Source organism: Nitratidesulfovibrio sp. D1 (assembly GCF_051133415.1).
In the GTDB taxonomy this organism is placed as follows: Bacteria; Desulfobacterota; Desulfovibrionia; order Desulfovibrionales; family Desulfovibrionaceae; genus Cupidesulfovibrio.
Window position 1 is genome coordinate 59,981 of record NZ_JBPGNZ010000009.1, and the last position, 24,264, is coordinate 84,244.

Annotated in this window: 22 protein-coding genes and 2 tRNA genes; 16 read left to right on the top strand and 8 right to left on the bottom strand. The window is 67.8% G+C overall.

Annotated features, from left to right (window positions below):
• The first annotated feature begins 218 nt into the window (after positions 1-218).
• The 9 genes from ACR4XJ_RS15795 (at position 219) to ACR4XJ_RS15835 (ending at position 9,283) form a co-directional block, all read left to right on the top strand.
• Complete coding sequence (locus ACR4XJ_RS15795) at positions 219-707, top strand: ferritin-like domain-containing protein (RefSeq protein ID WP_434756105.1); 489 nt, start codon at positions 219-221, stop codon at positions 705-707.
• 312 nt (positions 708-1,019) lie between these two features.
• A complete protein-coding gene (locus ACR4XJ_RS15800) occupies positions 1,020-1,922 on the top strand; it encodes a hypothetical protein (protein WP_434756106.1) in 903 nt (300 codons plus the stop codon).
• A 195-nt stretch (positions 1,923-2,117) separates the two neighbouring features.
• Positions 2,118-3,260 carry an iron-containing alcohol dehydrogenase gene (locus ACR4XJ_RS15805; protein ID WP_434756107.1) on the top strand — a complete coding sequence of 381 codons (1,143 nt, stop codon included), beginning with the start codon at positions 2,118-2,120 and terminating at the stop codon, positions 3,258-3,260.
• Position 3,261: 1 nt separating this feature from the next.
• Positions 3,262-4,476: an ATP-binding protein gene (locus ACR4XJ_RS15810; RefSeq protein ID WP_434756108.1), complete on the top strand. Its 1,215-nt coding sequence runs from the start codon at positions 3,262-3,264 to the stop codon at positions 4,474-4,476.
• Between the two features lie 5 nt (positions 4,477-4,481).
• The gene (locus tag ACR4XJ_RS15815) at positions 4,482-5,894 is read left to right on the top strand and encodes a sigma-54-dependent transcriptional regulator (protein ID WP_434756109.1); all 1,413 of its coding nucleotides are present in this window, start codon (positions 4,482-4,484) and stop codon (positions 5,892-5,894) included.
• A 245-nt stretch (positions 5,895-6,139) separates the two neighbouring features.
• Positions 6,140-7,207 carry an ADP-ribosylglycohydrolase family protein gene (locus ACR4XJ_RS15820; RefSeq protein WP_434756128.1) on the top strand — a complete coding sequence of 356 codons (1,068 nt, stop codon included), beginning with the start codon at positions 6,140-6,142 and terminating at the stop codon, positions 7,205-7,207.
• A 47-nt stretch (positions 7,208-7,254) separates the two neighbouring features.
• A tRNA-Arg gene (locus tag ACR4XJ_RS15825) sits at positions 7,255-7,331 on the top strand.
• Positions 7,332-7,670: 339 nt separating this feature from the next.
• Positions 7,671-8,702, top strand: coding sequence for a tRNA glutamyl-Q(34) synthetase GluQRS (gluQRS, locus tag ACR4XJ_RS15830; RefSeq protein ID WP_434756129.1), 1,032 nt, complete (start codon positions 7,671-7,673; stop codon positions 8,700-8,702).
• A 188-nt stretch (positions 8,703-8,890) separates the two neighbouring features.
• A complete protein-coding gene (locus tag ACR4XJ_RS15835; protein WP_434756110.1) occupies positions 8,891-9,283 on the top strand; it encodes a pancreas/duodenum homeobox protein 1 in 393 nt (130 codons plus the stop codon).
• Positions 9,284-9,439: 156 nt separating this feature from the next.
• Here ACR4XJ_RS15835 and ACR4XJ_RS15840 read toward each other — a convergent pair whose 3' ends face one another.
• The 7 genes from ACR4XJ_RS15840 to ACR4XJ_RS15870 all read right to left on the bottom strand — a co-directional run bounded on the left by ACR4XJ_RS15840 (position 9,440) and on the right by ACR4XJ_RS15870 (position 17,827).
• Positions 9,440-10,015 (bottom strand): TetR/AcrR family transcriptional regulator, encoded by a 576-nt coding sequence (locus ACR4XJ_RS15840; protein ID WP_434756111.1) that lies wholly within the window; start codon positions 10,013-10,015, stop codon positions 9,440-9,442.
• Between the two features lie 812 nt (positions 10,016-10,827).
• A complete protein-coding gene (locus ACR4XJ_RS15845; protein WP_434756112.1) occupies positions 10,828-11,655 on the bottom strand; it encodes a lysophospholipid acyltransferase family protein in 828 nt (275 codons plus the stop codon).
• Between the two features lie 158 nt (positions 11,656-11,813).
• Positions 11,814-12,485 (bottom strand): glycosyl transferase family 2, encoded by a 672-nt coding sequence (locus tag ACR4XJ_RS15850; RefSeq protein WP_434756113.1) that lies wholly within the window; start codon positions 12,483-12,485, stop codon positions 11,814-11,816.
• A gap of 53 nt (positions 12,486-12,538) precedes the next feature.
• A complete protein-coding gene (locus ACR4XJ_RS15855) occupies positions 12,539-13,765 on the bottom strand; it encodes a replication-associated recombination protein A (protein WP_434756114.1) in 1,227 nt (408 codons plus the stop codon).
• Positions 13,766-13,926: 161 nt separating this feature from the next.
• Positions 13,927-14,646 (bottom strand): 16S rRNA (uracil(1498)-N(3))-methyltransferase, encoded by a 720-nt coding sequence (locus ACR4XJ_RS15860; protein ID WP_434756115.1) that lies wholly within the window; start codon positions 14,644-14,646, stop codon positions 13,927-13,929.
• A 177-nt stretch (positions 14,647-14,823) separates the two neighbouring features.
• On the bottom strand, positions 14,824-15,954 hold the full coding sequence (gene gcvT, locus ACR4XJ_RS15865) for a glycine cleavage system aminomethyltransferase GcvT (protein ID WP_434756116.1): 1,131 nt from the start codon (positions 15,952-15,954) through the stop codon (positions 14,824-14,826).
• Positions 15,955-16,108: 154 nt separating this feature from the next.
• Positions 16,109-17,827, bottom strand: coding sequence for a hypothetical protein (locus ACR4XJ_RS15870; protein ID WP_434756117.1), 1,719 nt, complete (start codon positions 17,825-17,827; stop codon positions 16,109-16,111).
• Positions 17,828-18,284: 457 nt separating this feature from the next.
• Here ACR4XJ_RS15870 and ACR4XJ_RS15875 point away from each other — a divergent pair, with 457 nt between their 5' ends.
• The 3 genes from ACR4XJ_RS15875 to ACR4XJ_RS15885 all read left to right on the top strand — a co-directional run bounded on the left by ACR4XJ_RS15875 (position 18,285) and on the right by ACR4XJ_RS15885 (position 21,416).
• Positions 18,285-19,388, top strand: coding sequence for a GAF domain-containing protein (locus tag ACR4XJ_RS15875; RefSeq protein WP_434756118.1), 1,104 nt, complete (start codon positions 18,285-18,287; stop codon positions 19,386-19,388).
• A gap of 50 nt (positions 19,389-19,438) precedes the next feature.
• The gene (locus ACR4XJ_RS15880) at positions 19,439-20,461 is read left to right on the top strand and encodes a rod shape-determining protein (protein WP_434756119.1); all 1,023 of its coding nucleotides are present in this window, start codon (positions 19,439-19,441) and stop codon (positions 20,459-20,461) included.
• 118 nt (positions 20,462-20,579) lie between these two features.
• On the top strand, positions 20,580-21,416 hold the full coding sequence (locus ACR4XJ_RS15885) for an inositol monophosphatase family protein (RefSeq protein WP_434756120.1): 837 nt from the start codon (positions 20,580-20,582) through the stop codon (positions 21,414-21,416).
• A 5-nt stretch (positions 21,417-21,421) separates the two neighbouring features.
• On the opposite strand, the gene ACR4XJ_RS15890 is transcribed toward ACR4XJ_RS15885, so the two are convergent.
• Complete coding sequence (locus tag ACR4XJ_RS15890) at positions 21,422-22,165, bottom strand: NUDIX hydrolase (protein ID WP_434756121.1); 744 nt, start codon at positions 22,163-22,165, stop codon at positions 21,422-21,424.
• Here ACR4XJ_RS15890 and rimI point away from each other — a divergent pair.
• The 4 genes from rimI (at position 22,164) to ACR4XJ_RS15910 (ending at position 24,127) form a co-directional block, all read left to right on the top strand.
• Positions 22,164-22,703 (top strand): ribosomal protein S18-alanine N-acetyltransferase, encoded by a 540-nt coding sequence (gene rimI, locus ACR4XJ_RS15895; protein WP_434756122.1) that lies wholly within the window; start codon positions 22,164-22,166, stop codon positions 22,701-22,703. The two genes, ACR4XJ_RS15890 and rimI, sit on opposite strands and share 2 nt — an antisense overlap.
• A gap of 162 nt (positions 22,704-22,865) precedes the next feature.
• Positions 22,866-23,621, top strand: coding sequence for a triose-phosphate isomerase (gene tpiA / locus ACR4XJ_RS15900; RefSeq protein ID WP_434756123.1), 756 nt, complete (start codon positions 22,866-22,868; stop codon positions 23,619-23,621).
• Positions 23,622-23,659: 38 nt separating this feature from the next.
• Complete coding sequence (gene secG, locus ACR4XJ_RS15905) at positions 23,660-24,004, top strand: preprotein translocase subunit SecG (RefSeq protein ID WP_434756124.1); 345 nt, start codon at positions 23,660-23,662, stop codon at positions 24,002-24,004.
• Between the two features lie 36 nt (positions 24,005-24,040).
• Positions 24,041-24,127 (top strand) — tRNA-Leu (locus ACR4XJ_RS15910).
• The last annotated feature ends 137 nt before the right edge of the window (positions 24,128-24,264 follow it).

The following is a 24,264-nucleotide window of genomic DNA, read 5'->3' on the forward strand; positions in this document are numbered from 1 at the left end:
TGGCTGCGTCAACCGGCGCCCGCCATGCGGTCGAATACGAGAAGAGTATGCTCCCGCCTGGCGGGCTTGGTTTCCTTGCCAGCGAACAAAATCCTGCCTTGAGGGCGGGAGCGTTGGCGGAGGGGATAACCGTTCTCCGCCAGCCCCGAGAATACGTTCGTAAAGTCCACAAGCCCCCGGCGCGGGACCGTCGCGCCGGGGGGACACAGGGAGAACATATGGCCGAGTTCTTCAACGCCGCCGACGTCACCGCCGCCGCCATCCGCATCGAGCAGCGCGGCCAGGACGTGTACAGCCAGGCCGTGGCCATGGCCACCAAGCCCGAGGTCAAGGCGCTGTTCGAGCACCTTGCCGCCGAAGAGGCCAGGCACGAGGCGATCTTCCGCGCCATGGCCGACCGCGTCGGCCCCGTGGAACTGCCCGCGTGGAGCATCGCCTCCGAATACGTGGAATATCTGCACGCGCTGCTCGATTCGCACGCGCTGTTCACCCAGTCCGGCACCCTGACCTCGCTCAAGGGGGCCGCCGACGACCACGCCACCGCCCTGCGCATGGCCATCCAGTTCGAGAAGGACACCCTGCTGTTCTTCACCGAAATGCGCGAACTGGTGCCCGCCCGTGAAAAGGCGGCCGTGGATGCCTGCATCGCGGAAGAACGCGCCCACCTGCGCGCCCTTACCGCCATGCTGGCGCAAGTGCACGCCTAGCCCTTTGCGCACCGGCGGCCGCCGGTGCGTGCACGTTCCGCGCGCGACGACTGACGCAACGGCGCGCGCGGAGCCGGTCCGCACCGGGTGCGGTCCGGCGCAATGGAGGGGCGGACGGCCGGAAAGAGGCACCCGGCCGTCCGTCATCTCCAGGGTCCGGCGTCCCATGCCCGTCCCGCGCAGCCTCCCGCGGGGCGAAGGACACAGGCAGGCCGCCAGCGGCGGGCACGCAACGCCCGTGCCGCAGGCCGGTCCGCCGACAGCCGATCCGCCGGGTGCGCGCCGCGTCCCCGGTCGGCACGGGAGGCGTTCGTGTTTCTTCCATCCCCCTTCGAATCTTCTCCCCTTGGCGATCCGGACGCCGCCCTTCTGGCGTCCGTCGGCCGTCCCGTCGCATCCGTCGGCGTGCCCGCCTGGAGCATCGCCGACGAGCGCGCCTTTCTCGGCCACATCCCCTCCCTGTTCCTGGCTTCGGACCTGTTCGCCGCCACCTATCTGCGCGCCGGGCGGCATTGCCTGCGCCCGGTGACGCCGCTGGTCCTGTCTGCCGTGGTCACCTGCGAAGGGCCATGGCTGGACCAGGGAGACCTGGACGTCTATCTGGCCTGCGCGCTGCTGGCCTTGCGCCAGGGCGGACGCGTGCCCCGGCTGCGCTGCCCGGCCGACGAGCCCGCCCGCCTGGCCGGGGTGACGGGCAGGGCAGGGGCGGCGCGCTTCGCCGCGCGGCTGCACCGCCTGCACGAGGCGCGCATGACCTGCGGCGATGGCCGGTTTACGGCGCGGATGCAACTGCTGTCCGCCGTGGTGCGCGACGAGGCGTCCGGCTCCCTGCGCATAGAGTTCGGGCCGGAGCCGTTCGAGGCGCTGCGCGACGCGCCGGGCACGGCCCGCTTCATCGCCGACCGGGCCGCGCTGGGCCGCGACGGACTTGGCAAATGGCTGCTGGGGGTGGCCTGGACCCTGCGCGAAACCTGCCTGATCGACCCGCAACGCCTGCGGGCCATGGCTCCCAGGGGAAAGGACCGGGATATCCTGCCGCTGTTGCAGGAATTCGTCCGGCGTGGTTATATCCGCGATATGGTCACCCGTTCCGACGGGCTCGTGATTGTTCATCCGGTCCACGGGTCCAGCGGCGCGCATGCCGCCGGTGCGGGCCTCGCCCTGCACGGTCAGGGCGGCTCGGACGCCGCGCCGGTGTGCAGGCTGCTGACGTAGCCTGCCGGACGCGGCGATGTTGCCGTGCCGCCCTTGTGGGAGGGCGCACGGAAACCCCGCGTGGCGTTGTGGGACGCCGCGCGGAGGGATGCGGGCGGGCCGCCGTTCCGGTCGGCCGGGCCGCCCGGCAGGGCACGACACACAGGGCAGGCGCCGCTCCGTGGCACGGTGCGGCGCTTCGGGAGCAGGGACATCATGCGGATCACCAAGTTCGCCATCCCGGAGATCATCTTCGGGCATGGCAGCCTTGACCACCTCGCGCCGTGCGCCCGCAGGCTGGGCGCTTCCCGCGTGCTGCTGGTCAGCGACAAGGGGCTGGAATCCAGCGGCTGGGTGGAGCGGGTCATGGACATCCTGGGAGGCAACGGCCTCGAATGGGTGTACTTTTCCGATTGCAACTCCAACCCGCGCGACCATCAGGTGCACCACGGCGCGCAGATCTACCGCGACGAGCGGACCGACGTGGTCATCGCCCTGGGCGGCGGCAGCCCCATGGACACGGCCAAGGGCATCGGCACCATCGTGGGCAACGGCGGGCGCATCAGCGACTACGAGGGGGCCAACAAGATCATGCGGCCTCTGCCGCCCATGATCTTTCTGCCCACCACGGCGGGCAGCGGGTCGGACATCTCGCAGTTCTGCATCATCACCGACGTGGAGCGCCGCCTGAAGATGTCCATCATCAGCCGGTCGCTGATTCCCAACGTGTCGATCATCGACCCGCAGGTGCTGCTGACCAAGAGCGAGGAATTGATCATCGCCTCGGCCATCGACGCCTTCGCGCACGCCGTGGAATCGTACCTTTCGCTGCTGGCCTCGCCGTTCACCGACCACCAGGCGCTGCGCGCCATGGAACTGATCATGGCCAACCTGATGCCCGCCGTGGAACGGCGCGATCCGGAGGCGCTGGAACAGCTCAGCATCGCCAGCACGGCGGCGGGCATGTCGTTCAGCAACGCGGGGCTCGGCATCGGCCATTCGCTGGCCCATTCGCTGGGCGGCATGTTCGACGTGCTGCACGGGCTGGTGCACCCGGTGCTGCTGCCGCACGTGATGCGCTACAACCTGCCGGTGAGCGTGGACCGGCTGGCGGCCATCGGGCGCATCGTGGTGGGGCCGCGCGTGGCCAGCGCGGAAAGCATCGCCCGCGCGGGCATAGAACGGCTGCACGAATTCTTCGCCGGGCTGGGCGTGCCGGTGCGGCTGGGGCAGTTGCTGCCCGACCGGTCCGCGCTGGAAACCATCGCCCGCACGGCGGTCAACGACGCCTGCACCCTGACCAACCCGCGCTCGGTCACCTGGCAGGACCTGCTGGCCATCTGCGAAGAGGCGTGGTGACATGCCCCAATCCACCAGCCTCGACGACCTCATCGGCATAGAGCACAGCAAGCTGGGCTTCTTTCAGGAACTGCGCCAGACCATCGTGCAACTGAAGGCCGCCCACCGCGAATCGGAGCGCAGCCGCCTGGAGATAGAGGCCATCCTGGACGGCATCACCGACCTGATGATGGTGCTTTCCAAGGACCTGCGCATCATCGCCGTGAACCACGTGTTCTACGATATCCTGGGGGTGCGCGCGCCGGAGGGCCGCTACTGCTACGAAATCTTCCGTCAGCAGGACCACCCCTGTCCGGAATGTCCGGCGCACCGTTCGTTCGTCACCGACGAGGTGTGCCGCGAAACGTCCATCTTCCGCATCAACGGCCGCAAGTTGCAGTTCGAGATGGTGGCCTCGCCCATCAAGGACCCGGCCACCCAGGACCGCCAGATTCTTATCTTCAAGCGCGACGTGACCCTGGAAAAGGAGTTCCAGGCCAAGTTCCACCAGGCCGAGAAGATGGCCACCGTGGGCATGCTGGCCGCCGGGGTGGCGCACGAGGTGAACAACCCGCTCACGGCCATCCACGGCTTCGCGGAGGGCATCCTGCGCCGGGTGGAGCGGTTGCGCGGCGCGGTGGACCCGGAAATGCACGCCGACCTCGCGGACTACGCGGGGACCATCCTTGGCGAATGCCGCCGCTGCCAGGAGATCGTGCATTCGCTGCTCACCTTCAGCAGGCCGCATTCCTCGGAGTTCTCGCCCGTGAATCTCAACGGCGTGGTGGGCGACACCCTGAAGCTGCTGCACAACCACCTGAAGCAGCCCAAGTACCACCACGTGCGCATCGACGCCCGGCCGTGTCCCACGGCCCCGGTGGTGCTGGGGTGCGAGGCGCAGCTGAAGCAGGTGATGCTGAACCTGCTGGTGAACGCGCTGGATGCGTTTGACGCGCTGGGCGGGCAGGGCGGCGCGGCGGTCATCACCGTCACCCCGTTCCGCCAGGGGCGCCACGCGGGATTTTCCGTGCGCGACACGGGCAGCGGCATCCCGCCGGAGCATCTCGACTCGCTGTTCGAGCCGTTCTTCACCACCAAGCCGGTGGGCCGGGGCATCGGCATCGGACTGTCCACCTGCTACACCATCGTCACGGAACACGGCGGCGACATCCGCGTGGAAAGCCGGGTCGGCGAGGGCTCCACGTTCACCGTCACGCTGCCGCTTCCGCCGGAGTAACCGACGTGCGCACCGCCTACACCGTGCTGGCCGTGGACGACGAGCCGTCCATCGGCAAGCTGCTGGAAAAGGAGCTTTCCACCCCCATCCGGGCCGTGCACGTGGCCACCAGCGCCCGCCAGGCGCGCGAACGGCTGCGCCGGGCCACCTACGAGGTGGTGGTGCTGGACATCCGCCTGCCGGATGCCGACGGCATTGAGTTCATGGTGGAACTGCGCCAGCGCTACCCGGATACCGAAGTCATCCTGATCACCGGGCACGGCAACATCGACAACGCCGTGGAGGCCATGAAGCTGGGCGCCTACGACTACATCACCAAGCCGTTCAACCTGACCGAACTGGAAGTGGTGGTGGAGCGGGCCTACCAGCGGGCCTTTCTGCGCAACGAGAACCGCGCCCTGCGCCACGCGCGCGACGGGGCGCGCCCGGCGGTGACCCTGATCGGCAATTCGCAGAGCATCAAGGAGGTGCGCTACCTGATCGAAAAGGTGGCCCCCACCGACGTGCCCGTGTTGATCACCGGCGAGAGCGGGGCGGGCAAGGAGGTGGCCGCCCACGCCATCCAGTCGCTGGGCAGCCGGGCGGACAAGCCGTTCATCATCAAGAACTGCGCCACGTTGCAGAAGGAACTGGCCCGCAGCGAACTGTTCGGCCACGTGCGCGGATCGTTCACCGGCGCGCTAGAAAGCCGCGACGGGCTGATGGCCTTCGCCAACAAGGGCACGCTGTTCCTGGACGAGATAGGCGAACTGCCGGTGGAGGTGCAGGCATCGCTGCTGCGCGTGCTGGAGAACAAGACCTACCGCCGGGTGGGGGAGAAGGACCACCGCAGCTGCGACATCCGGCTCATCTTCGCCACCAACCGGGCGCTGGCCGGAGAGGTGGAGGCCGGGCGCTTTCACGAGGCGTTGTACCACCGCATCAACGTGTTCAACATCGAAATGCCCCCCCTGCGCGAACGCAAGGAGGACATTCCCCTGCTGGCCGAATTCTTTCTGGCCCGCCTCGGCAACGGGCGCGACGACCTGCGCATCTCGGACCGGGCCATGGCCTGCCTGATGCAGTACGCCTGGCCGGGCAACGTGCGCGAACTGCGCAACGTGCTGGAACGCAGCATCATCCTGGCGGAAAACAACCTGATCACCGAACATGCCTTGCCGCGCGAACTGGCCGGGCTGGCGGGCGGGACGGGCGGCGCGGGAGGCGGGCAGGCAGGTGGGATGGCCGGGGGCGGCGCGCCGGGGCAGCACGGCGCAACAGGGGAGTCGCAAGGCCCGCTGACGCTGGAGGCCATGGAGCGCGAGCACATCGCCAGGATTCTGGAATTCTACGACAACAACCGCTCGCTGGCCGCCACCGCGCTGGGCATCAGCCGCAAGACGCTCTACAGGAAAATGCGGGAGTACGACATCGGGTAGGGGAGAGGGGCGGCGGCGTCATTGGCAGGTGCCCCAAGTGGTTGCGCGCGGCTGCGGTATATCCGTGGCCGCCTTGTCGTTCGGGCTGCATTGCCGCGTGCGGGGTGTCGCTTGTTCCGGAACGTGGTATGTTCGGGCAGATTCAAGCAATGGTTGAAGGTGGGACGCCTTGAGTGCGCGTGCCGCAACCTCCCTTGTTCTTTCATCCGTGCAGGAGTGCAGCCATGACGACAACACCTGATTCCATGCTCGACCGCGCCGCCGGGGCGCTCATGGGCGCGTGGATAGGCGACGGGCTGGGCCTCGGCCCGCACTGGTACTACGACCTTGCCGAACTGCGGCGCGACTACGGCGAGTGGATCAGCGGGTACACCGATCCGAAACCGGGCCGCTACCACGACGGCATGAAGGCCGGACAGCTTTCGCAGGCGGGGTTCATCCTGAAACTGACGGTACGCTCGCTGGTGGAGCGCGGGGACTACGACCAGGCCGACTTCTGCCGCCGCATGGACGAGGACTTGTTCCCGCTGCTCAACGGGCAGCCGGTGAGCGGGCCGGGCAACTACACCAGCCAGTCCATCCGCGAGGCGTGGCGGCGCAGGGTGGAGCAGGGGCTGGAGTGGGGGCAGGTCGCCGGGCATGCGGACACCACCGAGGCCATCGAGCGTACCCTGGCCATCGCGGTGCGCTACGCCACGCAGCCCGCGCGACTGGCCGCCGCCGTCAGCGCCAACGCGGCGCTCACCCAGGCGGACGATGTGGTGCTGTCGCTCACCGTGGCCTACGGCGCGGTGCTGGCCATGCTGGTGCAGGGCCATCGGCTGGATCCGGCCATTTCCGGAAAACTGATGCAACTGGTGAAGGACGGCGCGCTGCCGTTTCATGCCGTGACGCGCGACGGATTGCAGGCCCCGCGCCCCGGCGACCCGGACCCGCCGCGCGCGGGCCGCTTCGCCTCGCCGGATGCGCTGCTGTCGCCCGGCTACATGGCGGCGGCAGCGGCGGACCCGGGCATCCGCATCGAACCGGCGTGGAAGGTCTCGCTGGTGTACGGCATGCCCTGCGCCATCTACCACATGCTTCCGGCGGCCTACTATCTTGCGGCGCGCTTTTGCGACGACTTCGAGTCCGCCGTGCTGCACGCGGTGAACGGCGGCGGGCAGAACCAGGTGCGGGCCATCCTCACCGGGGCGCTGGTGGGGGCGCAGGTGGGATTGTCCGGCATTCCGCAACGGTTCATCGACGGCCTTGAAGAGGGCAGGGAACTGCGCGCCCTGGCCGTGCGGCTGGCCGGGCAGGTGACGGAGGGATAGTGACCTTGACAATGCGTAGCGGCATCGTCTAGACACCATCGATTCCTGCGCCCGTAGCTCAGTCGGATAGAGCGATAGCCTCCTAAGCTGTAGGCCACAGGTTCGATTCCTGTCGGGCGCACCAGAGAGCAAGAGGATACGAGATGACGTCTCGTATCCTCTTTGTCGTTCTGGTGACCGTGGAGAAATGTTGTCTGTTTGTCGTTTGTTTGTTGTTGTATGCATAATTATTTGAAAATATGTGATTACTTGGTGTGCTCGTCAATGCGGACGGTCGCGTCCCGTTTCTTGTTCAGCCCCGTCCTTGACATTCCGAGCGGAAGGTGATGCCGGTACGGGCATGCCGTTTCAGGATTCTCCCATCATCACGCGGGGGACGGGCGCACCGTCTGCGCACGCCGCTCCCCGTTCCGGTTCCCAGGCCGACGCACCGGCGGACCGCCAGCGCCCCGTTCGCGGGCGGCTGGCCCCCAGCCCTACGGGGCACATCCACCTCGGCAATGCCGGAGCCTTCCTGATGGCGTGGCTGTGCGCCCGTGCCGCCGGGGGGCAGGTGGTGCTGCGCATGGAGGACATCGACCCGGACCGTTCGCGCCCGGAATTCGTGGCGGGCATGGCCCGCGATCTGCTGTGGCTGGGGCTGGACTGGGACGAGGGGCCGGAATTTCCGGATTTGCCCGACCTGCGGTCCGATCTGCCGGCTGTCCCGGCCGATGTACCCGGCCCCGCTCGCATGCCCGCGCGCGGCGGCCCCTGTGGCCCGTATTCCCAGAGCGAACGCCTTGCCCTTTACGCCGATGCGCTGGCCCGATTGGAACGGGAAGGGCACGTCTATCCCTGTTTCTGCACCCGCAAGGAACTGCGCTCGCTGGCCTCCGCCCCGCACGCCGGAGAATGCGGCCCCGCCTACCCCGGCACCTGCCGCGCTCTGGGCCCGGACGACCGCGCCCGGCGCCTGGCCCAAGGGCGACGTCCGGCCATGCGGGTACGTTGCGGCGAGACGACGGTCACCTTCATCGACCGCATTGCCGGGCCGCAGCGCATGTCGCTGGCCGACTGCGGCGGTGACTTCGCGGTGCGCCGCTCCGACGGGGTGTTCGCCTACCAGTTGGCGGTAGTGGTGGACGACATCGCCATGGGCATCACCCAGGTGGTGCGCGGTGACGACATCCTGTCCAGCACGCCGCGCCAGATATGGTTGTACCGCCTGCTGGGCGCGCCGGTGCCGGACTACGTGCACGTGCCGTTGCTGCTGGACCACGAGGGCGAACGGCTGGCCAAGCGGCACGGCTCGCTGACCGTGGCCGCCCTGCGCGAGGCGGGCGTGTCGCCCAGGGCGATCACGGGCTATCTTGCCTGGCGGCTTGGGCTGCGCGATGCGCCGGGGCCTGCCGTGCCGCGCGAACTGGGGGCCGGGTTCGACCTTGCCCGCGTGGTGCGCCAGCCGGTGATCCTGCCCGCCGACGTGGCCGACGTGCTGCGCCGCATGGGCTAGGACGCAGGGCGGAGCACCGGGGGGCGCATCCGGTTTCCGCCCTGTAAGGGGGTTGCCTCGCCGCCCCGCGCGTGCTAGCCAGATTTTCCGCGAACTCCGGCAATGGCAAGGGGTTTCGCCGCTCCGGCCCTCCGTGCCGATCCGCTTCCCACCGCCGCCAGCCACTGCCGCGAAAAGGGAGATCACCGATGCCCACCACCAGCAGCGAAAGCATCTTCACCCCGCAACGGCTTGCCGCCATGTTTCCGTCCGACCGCGCCGACGCCTTCTTCGACGCCCTGTACGGTGACGCGGAAGACGGCGCCTACGATATCGCCCTGGCCTTCGAGGGCGAGGGCGAGAACGGCATGGAGTTCTCGTTCCGGCTCACCCAGCGGCCCGGGCACTGTCTGGCCTGCAACCTCACCTACGGCCTGCCGCAGGTCTTCGAACGGCACCCGGTCATCGACCTGCCCGGCGTGGTGGCAAAGATCGCCAGCGCCATGGACCGGGCCGAAGGTTCGCTGCGCTGGCGTCTGCTGCCTACCCGCGAGATGTCGCGCACGCTGCACGTCATTCCGCTGCTGGTGACCTTCGCCTGAACCGCTCCCGCTGATCCCCCCAGCCCCGCCTGCATCCCGCAACACGCCACGGGCCGAAACCGTACAGGTTCCGGCCCGTTTTCGCGCACAAAAGAAAACCGCCCCCTGAGAGGCGGTTGTGAGGGGCGGTTGCTGTTCCGATCCGCGTGCGGCGCCCTATGGGGCGATGCTGCGCGAGATGAAGCGGATGGCTTCCTCGTACAGGTTCGGCGGGGCATACGGGGTCAGCAGGCGGGTACGGTTGGCGCCGACCATCATGGAAATGATGACCTGGGACGTTTCGTGCACCGGCAACTGGCGGATGGAGCCGTCCTCGATGCCCCGGCGCAACTGGGCTTCCAGTTCGCGCGGGACCTGGTTGAACTTTTCGTACATCAGGTCGCGGTCGGTTTTGGTCTTCATGTCGCTGTACGGCGAGCACCGCACCAGCACCAGCCAGTTGGAGGTCTTGTCGATGGAGAAGTCGAGGTAGGCGGTGCAGAAGTTGATGACCGACTCGTACCCGTTCTTGCCCTTGGCGGAGGCGTCGCGCAACACGCCAAGGAACTGTTCGAGCACGTCGATGCCCGCGGCAAGGAACAGCTTTTCCTTGTTGCCGTAATGGTGCGTGAGCAGCCCAAGGGCCACTCCGGCACGTTCGGAAATCTTCTTGAAGGTGGTGTCGGCATAGCCGTATTCACCAAAAAGCTCTTTTGCCGCCTGAAGCAACGCTTCCTTCTTCGAGATGCTCATGTCAACGGCCCGTGGTAGTGCTTGAGGTGTATATACAGGGGCTCCGCATCCGGCTGGCCGGATGCTCGTCGTGGAGCCGCAGAAGAACCGTCGGACCCGCACCCGACGGAACACCGGGAACACTTGTGCCTTCGCTGTCGGCCCGGCGAGGGGTTGCGAAGGGCTGCATCTGTGTAGCTTAACATGCATGTGGCAGTCAACGCCGCCTGTGCGCACAGTGAAAAGGTTGGCGCGGGTTTTGTCAACTAGATTCCTCGGAAATGTTGTATTGGCGGTACGCATGCGAAAGACATGTTGCTGAATGGTTGACCAATCCAATGTGAATTATTCACTCCGGCTACCGGATGCTGCAAAAACGAAGACGGCCCCACAATGGGGCCGTCTCGTGAGGAGTGTTCCGTTGCTCACCTTGCGCACCGAGGGAACCGACGTACCTGTCCAGGAAAGCGTGAAGGAGGCAGGCGGAGTGCGTCGGGCCGGTTTGTTTGGCCAAGCAAACAAAAACTAGCATCGCGGGTGCGGCGCGTCAAGGGCGGTGGGGTATGCCGCCAGGCGACTGGCGTGGTACCATGACAGGGGGCAGCAGTGCTTGTACGGTGAGCCGGCCGCTTTTAGGCTGGCTCATCAAACAAGACGGCTCCCGTAAAAGGGAGCCGCCTCGGAGAGGAGTGTACTGATGCCAGGAGAGCTTGACCGGTAGGTGCATACCGGAGGGTGGATGGTGCAGATCACGCCCTAAGCTGACTGGGTAATCAATCAGTGCAAGGAGACAATAGTACCACCCCGGCCAGGTGTCAACACTTCAATCCCTGTCAGGACGAAATGGCGCGAATTTCGTTCCGCCACTCGGCAAGGCACCCTTCTATGAAGGCGTACACGGCCGCCTGTTGGTCCTTGCCGCTGCCGGTGACGGCAAGCGGGGCGGCAAAGCGGAAGTGCACCGTGCGCTGGGGGCGGATGGGGCCGAAGTCCTTGATGGGCCAGCCGGTGCCCCAGGCATCGGTTTTCAGGGCCAGCGGCACCACCGGCACGCCAGCGCGGCGCGCCAGCTTGACGCCGATGGAGTTGAAGGTCTTGGGATCCAGGGCGTCGCTGCGGGTGGCCTGCGGAAAGATGATGATGGAGATGCCCCGCCTCAGCCGTTCCTCGCCGCCTTCCAGCACGGCGGCAAGGTCGTCGCGCGGGTTCACGCGGCCCACGGTGATGGGGTCGCGCGTGCGCAGCACGTGCTTGAAGACGGGGTAGTCGGCCAGGCTCTGCTTGACCACGAAGGTCACGTCCTTGTGCGGCTGGATGATGGAGGGCAGCACGAAGGTTTCCAGCGTGCTCATGTGGTTGCCCACGAACACGCACGGCCCCTCCAGCCGCGTGAAGTGGTCCATGCCTTCGATGCGCAGGCGCACGCCGGTGCGTTCCAGCGCCCGGACCACCTCCAGGCTGCTGCCCACCCATGCCGCCGGGGGATAGTCGCCCCGCAGCGCCGAAGCCGCCGCGCGGCGTACGATGCCCGCCATCACGGGGTAATAGGCCAGCGTCGGGAACAGCCGGGCTATGGGGCCCGCCGCGTCGGCCGGGGTGGTATATGCGTCGCCGGTGAACGGCACGGGCATGTCGGGCGCGGGAACGATGGCGTCGGTCATGTGGCGTATCCCTTGCGGTCTTGCTGGTCGTGTGGTGCGTGCGCGGTGCCCGGCGGAGCGGGCGTGCGCTGCAACGCCGTATATCCCGGCGGTAAAGAAAGGGAAATACCTTTGTGCAGGCTGCGCGGGCGGCGGGAGCGGGCAGGGCCCGTCCGCCGTCAGGAGGCGGCGTTCTCCTGTTCCTTCTTCACCTGCCGGAAGTTCAGGCCGCCCTCGTCCAGACCCCGTCCGGAATCGTAGATGCCCACGGTGCGGTCGGTGAACTGCACGCTGCGGGCGCGGCGGTAGTAACGCAGCATGTTGCGGTAGTCCGCCTCGTAGCTGCGGCCCTGCCAGCCGTCGCAGCGCACCACCGCCAGTTCGCGGGTCAGGCACAGGCACAGCGGGTCGATGTTGCTCTGCCACACCGGGTCGCGGCCTTCCTCGATAACCGGCAGGTAGGGAGCCTTGTGCGCCCGGCTCACGTCAATGCGGGCGATGAGCAGGTCCGCGTCCGGGTATGCTTCGTATATGAGGAAGGCGTCCGGCGTCAGCGAGTTGTCGTCGTCCAGGAACAGGATGCGGCGGCCGCGCGCGGCGCGCATCAGGCCGTTGCGGATGGCGTTGCCGTAGTCCTTGTCGGGCCGGAAGTCGTACCAGCGCACGAAGGCGTCCGGCCGCACCCGTTCGCCCTTCACGCCGTCGAAGCCCACCAGCATTTCCACGTCGGCCGGGGACAGCCCGGCCTGTTCCATGGCCGTGCGCACGCTGTCGATGGCAAGGCCCAGGGCTACCGGGCGGTCGCCCCGGCTGGGGGTGACGATGGAGTAGCATGGCATGGTTTCGGGCATGGGTGGTTCCGGTGGTTCGTGTTGCCGCAGCCTTGGCGGCAGGCGTGGCGGTGCTATTCCGGACGCGGCTTGCGCTGGCGGGCCAGCCTGCGCCACCAGTTGGTCAACCGCTGCTCGTCCCCGTGTTCCCTGGGCTGGTAGAAACGGCGCTCCGTCAGGCCGTCGGGCAGGTAGTCCTGTTCGATCCAGCCGTCGGGGTAGTTGTGGGGGTACTTGTAGCCCTTGCCGTAGCCCCAGTCCTTTTGCAGCTTGGTGGCGGCGTTGCGCAGGTGCATGGGCACCGGCTGCGGGCCGTTCAACTTCACCTCGCGCAGGGCGTTGATATAGGCGGCGTAGCTGGAATTGCTCTTGCGGGCCAGGGCCAGGTACACCACGGTTTCCGCCATGGGGATGAACCCTTCCGGCATGCCCGTGAACTCCACGGCCTGCTGGCAGGCCACGGCCAGCGGCAGGGCCTGCGGGTCGGCCAGGCCCACGTCCTCGGACGCGGAAAGGATGAGCCTGCGGCAGACGAAGCGCGGGTCCTCGCCGCCTTCCAGCAGGCAGGCCAGGTAGTACAGCGCCGCGTCCGGGTCGCTGCCGCGAATGGACTTGATGAGCGCCGAGGCAAGTTCGTAGTGGCTGTCGCCGTCCTTGTCGTGGCGGCTGACGATCTCGGGCATGGCCGCGCGCACGGCGTCGAGGCCCCGGTTGTCGGCGGGCAGCCCGGCCACATACTCCACCAGGTTCAGCATGGCGCGGGCGTCGCCGTGGGCCATGCCGGACAGGAAGTCCAGCACGTCCTCGTCCAGCGGAGCTTCTTGCGCCGCGCCGCCGCGCCGCCCCAGTTCCATCAGTTCTTCGCGGCCCAGCGGGCGCAGGCGCATGACGTGCAGCCGCGAGAGCAGCTGGCGGGTCACGCTGAACGACGGATTCTCGGTGGTGGTGGCGATCATGGTGATTTCGCCGCTTTCCAGGATGGGCAGGAAAAAGTCCTGCTGAGCCTTGGAAAACCGGTGCAACTCGTCCAGCACCAGCACATCCACCCCGGACAGCGAGCGGCGCAACTGCTGCAACCCGGCCTCGGGCGCGCTGAGGCGCAGCACCTTGGTGCCGTGGGCGTTGGCCAGCAGCAGGGCCAGCGTGGACTTGCCGCACCCCGGCGGACCGAACAGCAGCAGGCTGGGCAGCCGTTCGGCGCGCAGCAATGCGGCAATGCGCGGCGTAAGGTGGGTCTGGCCCACGAAGCCGTCGAGGGTGCTGGGCCGGATGCGTTCCGGCAGGGGCTGCTTCAGGGTCACGTCATGGTCTCCGGAAATGTGGCCGGGCAAGAAGACGAAAGGATGAGCCTGCGGCTGGAGTCCTGTGTATCAGGCCCGCCGCGTGAGGAAAAGGCGGGTGCGCGGCTCGGGACAGGGGTGTGCAGGCTGTCGTCCGGGCCCGCCGGAAAGAAACGCCGGGCCTATCGCCCCTGCCGGGCCCACCAGTGCAGCCCCAGGCAGAGCATGGCCGCCGTTTCCCAGCGCAGCACGCGGTCGCCAAGGCTGACCGCCTGCATGCCGGATTCCAGCAGGGTGGCCACCTCGCGGTCGGAAAAGCCGCCCTCCGGCCCCACCACGAACAGGGTGCGCCCCGGCTGGCCGAGGTCTTCGGGGCCCAGCAGCACGCCGCCGGTGTCGCCTTCCCACAGGATGAACCGTTTGGCGAAATCGCGGCTGGCTTCGGCCAGTTCGGCCACGCCGCCGGGCAGGGTGCGCAGTTCCGGCAGCCACGGGTTGCGGCTCTGCTTGGCCCCGGCCTCCATCTGGGCGCGCCACGATTCGCGGGTTTCCCCGGGCACGCGCGACTGGCTGCGCTCGGCCTGCCACAGCCAGACGCCGCCCGCCTCCAGTTCCACCGCCTTTTCCATCAGCCAGCCGCGCCGCACCTCCTTGCCCCAGCCCATGGCCAGCACCGCCTGCGATGCCGGGGCCGGATGCTCGGTGACGGACAGCGGTTCAAGACGCACCAGGGCCTTTTCCGTGGCCGTGATCCGGAATTCGCCCTCGCGTCCCCGGCCGTCCAGCAGGCGCACCGTGTCGCCCTCGCGCACCCGCACCACCTTGACCAGATGGCGGGCCTCCTGCCCGTCGAGCAGGTACGGTTCGGCCCAGCGTTCGGGCGGCAGGAAAAAGGTGCGCATGGTGTGGCTCCGGGGAAGTGGGAAGGATTGGCGAGGTTCCGGCACAACGTGGCGCGCGGCAGGATTTTTTCTGCTGGCAAGGAAAACGCGCCTGCCAGAAGGGAGCGTACTTTTTGCGTACGTGACCGAACTGGCAGGCAGCGTTTGACGAAGCCAGCAGGAAAAAGACGCCGCGCGCTAGATCAGCTTCGCGCGCGCAGTTCCCTGCGTATAGAACGGCAGCCCCGCGCGGGTGGCTTCCAGTTCCACCCTGGCGGCCTTGACCACGAAGGCCGGGGCCTCGGCATGGGCGGCGGCCACGCGGGCCAGGGCCACGGCATAGCCCAGCGACGGCGCGAACGACCCGCTGGTCACCACGCCCACCTCGGTGCCGTCGGGCAGGGCCACCACGTCGCCGTGGCGGGCGCTGCGGCGGCCGGGAATGGACAGCGCCACCAACGGCTCGCGCACGTCGCGGTCCGCGCCCTTGCCCACGTAGTCGGCGGGGTTGGTCAGCATGGCGGCGTAGCCCGCTTCCGCCGGGGTGTGGGTGTCGTCCAGGTCGTGGCCGTACAGGGGCAGCCCCACTTCCAGGCGCAGGGTGTCGCGCGCGCCGAGACCCGCGGGCTTCACGCGCTCGTCGGCCAGCAGGGCGGTCCACAGGGCTTCGGCCTTGTCCCAGGGCAGGTACAGTTCCACGCCCAGTTCGCCGGTGTAGCCGGTGCGGCTGACCAGCAGCGGCGCGCCGCCGAAGGTCACGGAGCGGAAGCCGAAGTAGGGCAGGTCGCGGAAGCTTTCGCCCAGCACCGCTTCCAGCACGTCGAACGATTTCGGCCCTTGCAGGTCGAGCTTGGCGGTGCGGGCGGAAATGTCCTCGAAGACCAGCGCGTCGGGCAGGCGGGAGCGCAGGGCGGCGAAGTCGCCTTCCGTGCAGGCGCCGTTGACCACCAGCATATAGTCGTCCTCCGCCAGGCAGTAGACGATGAGGTCGTCCAGGATGCCGCCCTTGTCGTTCAGCAGGAAGCCGTAGCGGCAGCGGCCGGGCTTCAGCGTTTCCAGGTTGTGGCTGACGGCGCGGGACAGCGCCTCGCGCGCGCCGGGGCCGCGCAAGGTGAATTCACCCATGTGGCAGATGTCGAACAGGGCGGCGGATTCACGCGTCTGCACGTGCTCGGCGATGATGCCGGTGGGGTACTGGATGGGCATGTCCCACCCGGCGAAGGGGGCCATCTTGGCCCCGGCGGCCCGGTGCCACGCGGAAAGCGGGGTTTGCAGCAGGTCCGGCAAGGTGTGCTCCTTCGTGTCTCCGTTGGGGGTTGGCGCGGTCATGTGGTATGGAGGCGCGCTGCGCCGGGGCAAGGCGGTCTTGCGTCCGGGGCGGAAATTCGGGTGCGCCGTGCGGCGCGCGACAGGAATAGCGCGAGAAGGGATTTGCGGCAACCGGCTGGCGCCATGGCGGGGAGGGCAGTCGCGCGGCGGCGCGCTACGCGGCGGTCTTGCGGGTGCGCTGGATGGCCCGGAACTCGTCCACCAGCGCCACCAGCTTGCCGTAGTTGCGCTTGATCTCCAGGCCCCCGGGGGTCAGTTCGTCGTCGCGCTTTTCGATGTAGGTGCGCAGCAGGTAGCGGTCGTTCAGCATGTTTTCGCCGATGGCGATGACGCTGGAAACCAGCGTGTCGAAATAGCTGACGATCTCGAACTTCAGCCCGTGCAGCAACTGCACCGCCTCGGCCAGCATGCGCCGGTAGCCGATGCGCTCGCCCCGGTACTCGCGGTCCTGGATGTCCTCGAGGTAGCGCACCTTGCGGGCCTGCTGGATGTAGCTGTATTTGGCCCAGACCTCCTGGTAGAGGTCGTGCAGGTGCCCGAAGGCCTCGTAGTTGTCCGGCGAGAGCAGGTAGTTGTCCAGCACCTTGATGACGTTGGCGAAGAATTCGTCGCTGTAGCCGATGATGCGGCGCTGGTGCTTGGACAGCCAGGCGTACAGGAACTTCAGGCGCTTCTCGTCCGTATCGGTGTTTTCGACGATCTCGTTGCGCTTGTAGATGATCCTGCCCGTGTATTCGCCCCGGGTTATGTCGTTCAGGCGCAGGAACATGTTGGTGGCGTCCTTGATGATGTTCAGGTCGCCCAGCACCTGCCCTGTTACCGGATGGATCACTTCCTGCGATTCCACGGACAAGGCGCGGTCCTGCCGCACGTTGTCGGGGTTGAACTTGTGCTGCCGGTAGGTCACCCGCAGGATGACCACCCGCCGCTCGCGGTCCAGGAAATAGCCCGCCTCGTCGATGGCGCGCAGGGCTTCTTCCTGGTCGGCGTCCACGCGCACCAGGGCCAGCTTTTCCACGCGGGGGTAGGGGCGCGAATCGCCCTCGCCCATCATGGTGGTGATGGTGCGGTCCGACTGGCCCAGCACGCGGATCATGAACCGCTCGCCCATCTTGTGCAGCCGCCGCGCGAACAGCGCGCCGGAGGTGCGCCGCTCGGACACGATGGGAAAGCCGTACAGTTCCATCAGATACTGGTACACAAACAGGCGGTTGCGCTCGTACATCTCGTTGTCGCCCACCTCGAACTTGCCGATGCGCATGCCGAAGCGCTTGATCTCGCTGTCGAGGTCGGACGGGAACGAGGCGTACACCCCGCCCAGGTGGAAATGGCCGAAGCTGTCCAGCGCGAAGACCTGCGCCCGGTCCATGGCCAGCAGAAAGGGCATCAGCGCCGGGTAGTAGTCGAGCACCGAGGTGTCGAACCGTCCGAAGCGCTGGCGGAAGGATTCCTGGAACGCCTTGGGCAGGCGGGTCTGCATGGCCTGCACGTTGCGGGCGATGACCTGCGATTCCAGCGGGCACGAGGCGCCGTCGGCCACGCTGGCCGTATCCAGCACCGGGTGCAGGATGTCGAACTGGAAGACTTCCTGGAAGTAGTTGACCGGCCGCTCGAAGGCCACGATGCTGAAGCCGGGCAACTGCTTGTATTCCCACAGGTCCGCCTCGAACGAGGGCAGCAGCTCGCGCGATTCCACCAGCGGGTAGTCGGCCTGCTCGAAAAAGGGGCGCAACAGGCACTGCTTGACGTGCACCACGTCGAGAAAGCGCTTCAGCCGGGCAAGCGACGTAAGCTCCACCGGTTCGGACAGCAGCCCGTCCTCGCGGTAGACGAATTCGCCCTTGCTGAAGGCGTTTTTCAGGGTGATCTTCATGCGCTGTCCCGATGCACGCGGCGTTCCGCCATTCCCCTCCGGTATGGCGGGACGGATTGCAGTTGCCCCTTTGCGATACCCGAGCCTATTTTTTTTTCTAAAAAAATTCTACCATAATGTGACGGGCAAGGGCTCGCGCACAAGGGTTTTGCGGTGTCCGCGCACCCCGGACGCCGCGCCACGCGGGGCTGTGGCGGGCGTGCGGCTGTTGCGGGAACCTGCCAGGCTTTGTTAAGGCACCGGTTGAAACGGGCAACCGGGCCGCAATGCCGTACTGCGGTACGCCGCCGCACGCTGGTGCATGACCGTCCGCCCCCTTGCGGGCGGCACCGTGCGGGGATAGGCTGACACCCGCCCCCGCTTCGCCCAACGCATGCGCCCCCGCCGGATTCCGGCCGGGCCGCACGCCATACGCCATGAACTCCGGCCGCCGCACGGGGCCGGAGAGGAACCGGATATGAACAGCCAACGTTGCCACGAACGCATCCTTGCCATCATTTGCAGCGTGTTCGACGCGTATTCCGCCGTGCTCTTCCTGCCCGACGCCGGAGGCGCCGAAGGCGCGGACGACCTTTCAGCCGGCGCCGCCACGGCGGCGGCCGCCGCCGCGCTGGACCGCGACAACCAGTTGCACCGCCTTGCCGCCAGCTTCAGCCTGGGCGACATGGTGGACACGGGCACGTCCATTGCGCCGGGGCGCGGCCTGGTGGGCTGGATCATCCGCAACCGCGAACCGCTGCTGGTCAACAACTTCGACCAGCGCCAGAGCCACCTCGGCTACTACCGCAGCAACGAGGAGGCTACCATCAAGGCCTTCATGGGCTGCCCGGTGCCGGGCGGCGGCGCGCTGTGCATCGACAGCAAGCGGCAGTACTCCTTTTCCGACAAGGACCAGAAGATCCTGCAACTGTTCGCCGAACTCATCTCCGGCGTCGAGGGCGTGGTCTGCCGGGGGGCCGGCCAGGCCAGCCTGACCCGCTACTACGCGGCGTTGCAGGTGATCAGCGAACTGCGCGGCCGCATCAGCCGCTGGCCGCAGTTCCTGGCCGAATTCCTGCGCCTGATGGCCGAGGCCACCGGCTTCGACCACGCGCTGTTCGCCGCCCGCGACGGCGACGGGCAGAACTACATCCTGGAAGGCGAAAGCCACCCGCTGCTGCTGGGCAAGGGCGACGCGCCCATGTACCCCATCGGCAACGGCATCGTGGGCTGGGTGTTCCGCAACGACGCCCCGGTGTTCACCGAAGGCACCGACGGCGCGCCCATGGCCCCGCTGTTCGGCAAGGGGGCGCACATGCCCGCCTTCAGTTCGGTGATGTGCCTGCCGCTGATGATCAACAAGGTCACGCGCGGGGTGCTGTGCCTGGGCCACGGCGAGCCGCGCGTCATCCCCGACGACCTGCGCGCCTTCACCCGCATGTCGGTGGACCACCTGGCCCTGTTCCTGGAAAACCTGTACCTGAAGAGCAGGCTGCGCGAACTGCTGCCCAAGGCCCGGCTGGAACGCCGCGTGCCCGCGCCCGTCCCGCACGACCGCCCCGAATCGGACACCGACGACTGATCCGGACGACGGGCATCGACGACCGACACCGCAACCGCGAGAGCGACCAGATGCTGCGCAGACTGTTCGGCTTCCTGGGCAAGGACCTGGCCATGGACCTGGGTACGGCCAACACGCTGCTGTACACCCGGGCCGAAGGCATCGTGCTGAACGAACCTTCGGTGGTCGCCCTGGAAACCGACCGCAACACCGTGCTCGCGGTGGGGCGCGAGGCCAAGGAATTCCTGGGCCGCACGCCCAAGCGCATCCGCGCCATCCGCCCCATGAAGGACGGCGTCATCGCCGACTTCGAGGTGACGCGGCAGATGATCGCCTTCTTCATCCGCAAGGTCATCAGCGGCTTTTCCCTGGTCAAGCCGGGCATCGTCATCTGCGTGCCCACGGGCATCACCCAGGTGGAGAAGCGCGCGGTCATCGAATCGGCCCACCAGGCCGGCGCGCGCGACGTGCGCCTGGTGGAGGAGCCCATGGCCGCAGCCATCGGGGCCAACCTGCCCATCCACGAACCGCTGGGCAACATGGTGGTGGACATCGGCGGCGGCACCACGGAAGTGGCGGTGATCACCCTGTCCGCCGTGGCCTACGCCGAATCGGTGCGCGTGGCGGGCGACGCCATGAACCAGGCGGTGCAGCGCTACTTCAAGGAAGAATTCCAACTGCTCATCGGCGAGAACACCGCCGAGCGCATCAAGATGGCCATCGGCTCGGCCTTTCCGCTGCCGGAACAGCTGATGGTCGAGGTGTCCGGCAAGGACATGGTGAGCGGCACCCCCAAGGTGGTGCGCGTCACCGACGGCCACATGCGCGAGGCCCTGCAGGAGCCGGTGCGCGTCATCGTCATGGCCATCCGCAAAGCGCTGGAAAAGACCCCGCCCGAACTTTCCGCCGACATCGCCAGCAACGGCATGCTGCTGGCGGGCGGGGGCGCGCTGCTGAAGGGCCTGGGCGCGCTGGTCTCGCGCGAGACGCGCCTGAAGGTCATCATCGACGACGACCCGCTGACCACCGTGGTGCGCGGCACCGGCCGCACCCTGGACGACCGCAGGTTCTACGGCCGCGTATACATCAACTAGGCGCAGGGCATGGCGGACCGCCGGGCCGGGCCGGGCCCGGCGCATCGCCGCGCCCGCCTGTCCGCCGTCCGCGCCGCAGCACCGGGCGTCGGCCACATGCCGCCCGCAGCGAGCCACCATGTCCGTACAGTCTTTTGGCCAGCCTTCCGTCACCCCCTCCGGCTCCGGCGCTTCCGCTTCCCCTTTCGCGGCGCACCTGCCCCGCATCCTCGACATCGTGCGCGAAAGCGGCGTTCTGGTCATGGACCACTGGCGCAAGCCGCGCGCCATACGCTTCAAGGCGCGCGCCGACCTCGTGACCGAAACCGACCTGGCCGTGGAGGTCTTTCTCAAGGACCGCTTGAAGGACGTGGCGCCCGGCGCCACCTTTCTGGCCGAGGAAAGCGCCACCTCGCGCGAGCCGCGCGGCACCTGCTGGATCATCGACCCCATCGACGGCACCACCAACTTCGCCCACGCGCTGCCCTTCGTGGGCACCTCGGTGGGGCTGTGGCACGAGGGGCGGGTGGAACTCGGCATCGTCAACGTCCCGGCCCTGGGCGAATGCTTCTGGGCGGTGCGGGGCGGCGGGGCCTTTCTCGACGGCGCGCCGCTGCACGTTTCCGCCAGCGAAGACCTGGAGCAGGTGCTGGTGGCCACCGGCTTCCCCTATACCATCGAGGAGAAGGTGGACACGGTGATGGCCCGGTTGCGCAAGGCGATGCTGGCCACGCGCGGCGTGCGCCGCTGCGGGGCCGCCGCCGTGGATCTGGCCTTCCTGGCGGCCGGACGGTTCGACGCCTTCTACGAGGCGGACCTGAAGCCGTGGGACACGGCGGCGGGCTGGCTGCTGGTGGAGGAGGCGGGCGGGCGCGTCACCGGGTTCGACGGCGCGCCCTACGATTTCGCCAACGAGGGCATCCTGGCCAGCAACGGCCGGGTGCACGAGGCCATGCGCGAAATCCTGCGGCTGTAGCCCTGTCAGGGCAGGGCATGCCGGTCCGGTTCCGGACCGTCCGCGGCGTCCTCCGGCACGGGCAGAGAGGGCATGTCCCGGAACACGTCGCCGCGTTCCGTGGCCCAGATCAGCGCGGGCGTCAGCATGTCCCGGAAATGTTCAAGCAGCGCACCAAGTTCGTCGGCATCCACGAACATGCCATCGGCCACCTCGTCCGGATTGGGACGGGGCGTTTCTCCGGCGGGCCCGGCCGCGAACAGGGTGATGTGGGCGAATCCGGTTTCTTCCGTGGCCGGTATCTCGGCCCGGCGGATCAGGCGCACGGCGGCGATGTCCAGTTCCTCGCGCAGTTCGCGCAGGGCCGCGTCCTCGCGCGATTCCCCGGCCCGCACGTGCCCGGTGGCCGAAAGGTCCCACCGGCCGGGGTACAGGTGCTTGTTCGCGCCGCGTTTCTGCAGGTAGACACGGCCTTCGGCGTCATGCAGCATGACCAGCACCACCCGGTGGCGCAACGTCTGGCGGCGCGCCTCGGCGATGGGCATAACCATCAGCGGCCGGTCGCGCTCGTCGGTGATTTCCAGGTATTCGACCCCGTCGGCGGGGAACGCGTCGTCCGGGTGCCCCGGCCTGTCGCCGGGGGTGCGGCGCAGGCCCGCGCGGCCGCGCGATTTTCCCCGCGCCGCCCTGGGGCCGCGTGCGGCGGCGGCGCCAGCGCGGCGCATTCCGGCGGGTTCGTCCGCCATACGCGAAGGAGGGCGCTTGCCCATGCAGTCTCCTGTCCGTTCCGGTTGCGGCGAGAGCCCGCGCGTGGCGCGGCCGGAATTCTTTCGCCTGGGCCCCGGCGACATCGCCGAGGTGGCCGAACTGGAACGCCAGTGCTTCTCCACGCCGTGGAACGAGGAGCAGTTCCGGCTGGCCTTCGACCGCCAGGTGTTTTCGGTGTTCGGCCTGCGCGACGCGGGCCGCCTTGTGGCGTACGTGGCCGTGTACCACCTGGCGGGGGAACTGGAAATACTGAACGTGGCCGTGCACCCCGGCCACCGGCGGCGCGGGCTGGGCCGCCGCCTGCTGGCCATCCTGTTGCAAGTGGGCGCCAAAATGGGCATACATAGGGCCGTGCTTGAGGTCCGCACCGGCAATGTCCCGGCCATCGGCCTGTACGAGGGGTTGGGGTTCACCCGCGCGGGCGTGCGGCCGCACTACTACGGCGACACCGGCGAAGACGCCATCATCTACGAATGCGACCTGGCGGACTGGGCCAGCCGCGAACCCGGCTGCACCGGGTCCGAACCCGGCGCGCGGTGAGCCTGCGCGCCGTCCCATCCGCCCGGCAGGGCGCAGGGCGGACCACGCCGCCGCGCGCGCCATCCGGCCTGCCGCAGCCATTGCAGGCATGATTTTTTTCGGACGGGGCGCATCCCCGTCCTGCAATGTCCACCCTTCACGCAACACCGTCCGGAGACCCGCATGAAGAAGCTCATGGCCGCCAACTGGAAGATGTACAAGACCGCCGGAGAAGCGCGGACCACCGCCGCCTCGCTGGTGGCGCTGACGGCGGACACGCTGCCGGACGACCGCGAGGTGGTGATCTTTCCGCAGTTCACGGCGCTGTCGCCCGTGGCCGACGCCCTGCGCCACGCCGACGGCTACTCCGTGGGCGGGCAGGACGTGTACCCGGCGGCCGAAGGGGCCTTTACCGGCGAGGTTTCTCCGGCCATGCTCATGGACTGCGGGTGTGCCTGGGTGCTCACCGGCCACTCCGAGCGCCGCCACATCATCGGTGAAAGCGACGAACTGGTGGGGGCCAAGACCGCGTTCAGCATCGGCGCCGGGCTCAAGGTGGTGCTGTGCATCGGCGAGACCATCGACGAGCGCGAGGCGGGCCGCCTGGCCGAAGTGCTGGAGCGCCAACTGGCCACCGGGCTTGCCGGGGTGAAGGGGGACGCGGTGCCCGGCGCCATCGCCGTGGCCTACGAGCCGGTGTGGGCCATCGGAACCGGCAAGGTGGCCGGGCCGCCGGAAATCGTCGAGGCCCATGCCCTGGTGCGCCAGTTGCTGGTGGCCCGCTTCGGCGAGGCGGGCAGGGCGGTGCGCATCCTGTACGGCGGCAGCGTCAAGCCCGACAACGCCCGTGAAATCATTGCCCTTGACAATGTGGACGGTGTCTTGGTAGGAGGCGCTTCTTTGCAGGCTGACTCGTTCAGCCGCATCATTTTGGCGTAAGCCGTGCCGCGGCGCGGAGTTTTCACAAGGAGAGTACGGTGCAGACCCTGATCCTGACCCTGCATGTGGTCGCGTGTCTTGCCCTGATCGTGCTGGTGCTGCTTCAGTCCGGCAAGGAAGGCATGGGCGTGATCTTCGGCGGCGGCAACACCTCGCTGTTCGGCAGCACTGGCGCCGGCGGCATGCTTGCCAAGCTGACCGCCTTCCTGGCGGTCCTGTTCATCATCACGTCGCTGTCGTACAACGTGCTCACCAGCAGCCGCAAATCCGACGATTCGACCATCCTGGACGTGAAGCTGGAAGACGTGCAGTCCGCCCCCGCTGCGCCAGTCGCGCCTGCCGCTCCCGCTCCCGCCGCCCCGGCCGAGCAGAAGTCCAACTAGCATCGCAAGTTTCGGCGCGCCTCGCGCCAACCCCGTGCCGAGGTGGTGGAATTGGTAGACACGCTATCTTGAGGGGGTAGTGGGAGAAATCCTGTAAGGGTTCGAGTCCCTTCCTCGGCACCATCGGACATGAAGCCGTAACCAGTACTGCTGGTTACGGCTTTTTGTATGTAGAAAACCCCGCGCTATGCGCGGGGTTCTCGTATGCTTACAGCTATGGTGGTGTAAGAAAAACTCCTTTTGATTTGTTATGGAAGACC